General features: G+C 38.3%; 2 protein-coding genes. One reads left to right on the top strand and one right to left on the bottom strand.

Going from position 1 to position 4,388, the window contains the following annotated elements:
- A partial coding sequence (locus tag BUB52_RS15810; RefSeq protein WP_175546685.1) for an SGNH/GDSL hydrolase family protein occupies positions 1-1,816 on the top strand: 1,816 nt, incomplete at its 5' end.
- A gap of 471 nt (positions 1,817-2,287) precedes the next feature.
- Here BUB52_RS15810 and BUB52_RS15440 read toward each other — a convergent pair.
- Positions 2,288-4,388, bottom strand: a 2,101-nt coding sequence (locus tag BUB52_RS15440) for a DUF2334 domain-containing protein (protein ID WP_217654047.1), incomplete at its 5' end; no start/stop codon positions are given.

The raw sequence follows: 4,388 nt of genomic DNA, 5'->3' as shown, positions 1-4,388 counted from the left end.
AGTCCCGCAAGAACTTAGAAATATCGGGTTAAAGGTGTCATTCATCAATTCGGACGGCAAGGTAGAAATGTGGGAGTTCCAGGGCGGGACGTTTACAAATATCGGCAGTTGGGTACAAGGTGGAGTGCAACGAGTTGTATTTTTGGAACAAGAAAATAAGGAAAATGATGTTAGGATAAATACTATTGACGGTGTAAACAAAACCATTGTCATATCTGTCAATAAACAAGGAACCAATGTCGTATTGATGCCTGTATTCAAGGGGCAAAAAGTCAAGATTACCATTGATACTCCGATTGAAAGCCGATTATTAGGCATTGAGCTGTCAAACGAAAAATCCACATCCGGAATAGACAAACAGAGGTTATTTTGGGGAACCTTGGATAAACAGATAATTATTGAATCGGAAGTCAACAATAGCTATTCTTATCTTCTTATTGAATTGTGGACAACTGATATTCTCAATGCTTCATTTGAATATCAGAATACACAGAAATACGCATTGCAAGAGGAGTATATCGTTACGGCCCAAAAGACAGAAGAAAACTACTCCAATATGAGAAATGCAATCTCACAGTATTCTTTTTCAGAGAAAACACAGAATTATCCTGATGATTTTGATGAAAGCACCTTATCCTCTTCCAAAGGTTGGATAGGTGGCGGACATAAATTATCCGGTCTTAACAAGTTGGTATATGGTGTATCTGTTTATGTCGAATTCAGCAGTGAAGATATTCATGAGAACAGCGAAGCAAATGAAGTATGTGTATTTGTGACGGATACAATACCGACACAAGGTGCTTTCCTTAATAGTCTGAATATGGTCTTTGTCCAAACATTCAATGCCTCAAGGAAAGGATTTCATGATGTAAGGTTTAATTCTGCCATAAATACGAACAAGGATATTTTCTTGTTTGCTTATGGTGTACAGAACAATCTGAAATTCTCAAACAAGAGACAATCGGACAAGAATCCTCCCTTTACAAATGATTTCTACTTTGTAAACAAACCTGGTACATTAGAAAATGCAAGCATATCCGTATATGATACGGACTGGATATTACAACCTACAATGGTATTCTACACTGAAGATATTTTATTGCAAAAGGAAGTATTACAGAATACTTTACAGATAAGTGATTTAAAAGATATATTGGGGACATTTGGAAACACGAATGAAAACATCATAGACAAGCCTTTCAAGTTCGACGGAAACAAGGTAAAGGCGTATCAGGATTCTTTCGGTTCATTTGTTCTGCGTAATGAAACTTTCATTACTCCCCTTGGAATCACTCTTGACAGAAATGCAAAGGGCGGAAGAACATTGACCACTCCGGCAGGTACGATAAAAAGCGGTACTCCGGCGAATGAAAACGTGTTGGAATATGCAATGGATGATTTGACCTCAGATGATTACCATGCTATTATAATAGCTCTTGGAACTAACGATTTATCAGGGGTGATAAGAGGTACGATATTGCTTGGCGATTGGGACAGTGAAGATACTTCAACTCTTTATGGTGCATTGAATTATGCAGTGAACAGATGCAAGACTAATGCTCCGTCCGCCAAAGTCATACTGGTGTCCCCGATAAACAGAACAAACGGCTGGAATGGAATAGCTATGCAGATTATAAGAAACGCCATCAGAAACAAAGCTTTGGCCAGCGGCTTTTCGATTCTTGATGGCAGTACATCTCCATTTCCCAATGTAGACAACGACTTGTCTAAGGTTTGCTGGAATGATGGCTTACATCCTACAGTGGGAATTGGCAGCAAGATGTATGATATGTGGGTGTTGGGGAATATTTTATGAATTTACGAAACTTGGACGGTTCTTGCTACCGCCCAAGTTGATTTATACTTTTAGGTATTTATATATGCACCGAAATGCAGGTATTAATCCTATCCACTAAAACTCTGTGACTATACCGGTTGTAAATATAAGATATATTATACCTACAATAGCAATCACAGCAAGAACGAACTCTAAGGTATCAAGCATAAATCGCCCTACCTCTTTGATAGCGTTAGGTTGAGCATTATCACGCCCAGCCTAACATTTATTTTTATTCTTTTTCATAATGAAATTTTTATTATAAATATTATCTGATTGCCGCTTGCGCTTTATGTCAGCCGGCGTTTTACTGACAACGTTCGTAAGACAAAAGTATCTAAAGGTAATGATTTTATAGAATTGACAAGATGTTTTTGAGGGATATTTTACCGCTGTGCCTAATTTTAATCATCCCGGACTGTAAAGTGCCGGGATGAATTTGTGTTAACCTTATTGGAAAGTAGGATCAACCCCATTATCCAACACTTCAATACTGACTTCAAGACCGCTTGTGTTTTCTGCGACTGAAATTGTATTAGCCCACTTTCTCGGCACATCACTTTCCACAATCAAATGGTCTCCCATATTAATCATCGTATGGCAAGCCAAATGTATGGATGCAAGTGCCGTACATATATCCTGTACAGACATATCGTCAGTAGTGGCCACACTCCACGGCTTATTAGTGTATGAAGTACCTTCTACCTCATTGTCTATATTTTCGCTTCTGAATAATGTAGTGGTATACTCTTTCAGAGTAATAACTCCATTGGTAGGAGCGCCTGTAAAAGAGATTTTTATTTTTTCTCTGGTGCCATAATTAGTGCACACCTTAACCCCTTCACCGAAATAAGCACTCCCGACAAACGGGAATACAGGCTTAATCATAGATATATTATTTCTCCAGGTTTTAAGCAGAGAAGTATATTGCGTATTAGTATCAACGACAACAAGCAACCCTTTGTCTGCATAATCTTTGATGGCATTTAAAATCCTCTCTCTGTCTGTCGTAGTAGCGGTATCATGGGCATACAGAGCAAGATGCTTTTTATACTTGACCGCTTCATCAAGTAAAGACAATGAATAATCTACCAACTCTGCATTATCCATTCCGTGCCTTGGGATGTACCATCTATTAGTGCCGGCAGTGATAAACCTGGCTTCACCGTTGAAATACTTCTGGCCGGTTGTTCCGATGGAATAATTATAATACTTGGATAATATTACAGCACTATGGGCATCCATATAATTCTCAGGAGGACACCACCCCTCGGTTTTCAGCCCTTGAGAAATAAAGTATTCTTTGGCCGATTTGATTGTATCTTCAAACTCAGCATTACTGAAGTTATTACTTCCTTTATGCGGGTTCCACCCGTGCGCTATAAAACCATTCCCGGCTTGTATTAACGACTTGAATTTCTCCTTGTCTTGGATAGCTCTATTTTTGTATATAAAGGCATTAAGGCAACAGGTAATTGGAATACCCATTGGGTTCGCCACGTCACACCAGGAAAAAAAGGCATCAATGTAATCCAGCATTATACTGACTGATGCTGTTTCTTGTAATGTCGGTATGTGCGTGTCTAATTTGTTTAACAACTTTATCTCTTTATTGGTCTCTTCTATTTTTTCATCAATAGTTGGAAAAGTGTATGATATAGATACAGTTGCATCCAAATCATATCCCTTATAAATTATATAAGGATAGTCAGATGGTGACGGCGCAACAATCTGTTTGCTGCCTGATTCAACCTTATTACTTCTGTATATCTCTTGTACTCCATCCGTATTATTATCACTTGACTTGCTGAAATAAACCTCAGTCCAAGCTGCTTTAGTATTAGCATAGTCAACATTCAAGGTACTGTTGTCAGGAAATGTATTCTCTAATGACTGAAACTGCATCTTAAATGGATATATATCAACATTTATCTCTTTGCCGCCAATACTATCCTGTATGTCAGAGATAATTTGGCTCTGCTCTTCTATTTTCTGATTAACATTTTCAGAAACCTTATTGATGTCGTCAAATATGTTTTTATTCTCACCGGCAGATATTGTCGTTTTAATGCTGCTGTCATCTACTGCCTTAAAAAGTATATATGGATATTCTGACCTATTAGGAGTTTTACCTGTTCTACTAATAGTTTCATGATTCATCCCTTTAACGACCAAATCAGGATGGAAGTATTGTTGGCCTTGATATGGAGATACAGACGAGAACGCTAAGAATATAGTTTGCTTATTCGGGTTATCAATGTGAATAGTACAATCTTTCCCTTCGGGGAAAATATTCTCAAGGGATTGCCAAACTGCCGATGGAGAAAGTTCTAATGTTATCTCTTTGTCGTAAGTTCCATCTATATCAATCTTATCGGCGTTTAAGTTGAATATATCATTATCAATTCGTTCAATCATTGCCTGATTGGGTATTTGCTTCCAACTACCGGCACTCGTAAACGTCCCGCCCTGGAACTCCCATGTTTCTACCTTACCATCCGAATTGATGAACGACACCTTCAGCCCTACATTCCTAAGTTCTTGCGGGACT

This window comes from Bacteroides clarus YIT 12056 (genome assembly GCF_900129655.1).
GTDB lineage: Bacteria > Bacteroidota > Bacteroidia > Bacteroidales > Bacteroidaceae > Bacteroides > Bacteroides clarus.
This window is presented reverse-complemented; position numbering and strand designations above follow the sequence as displayed.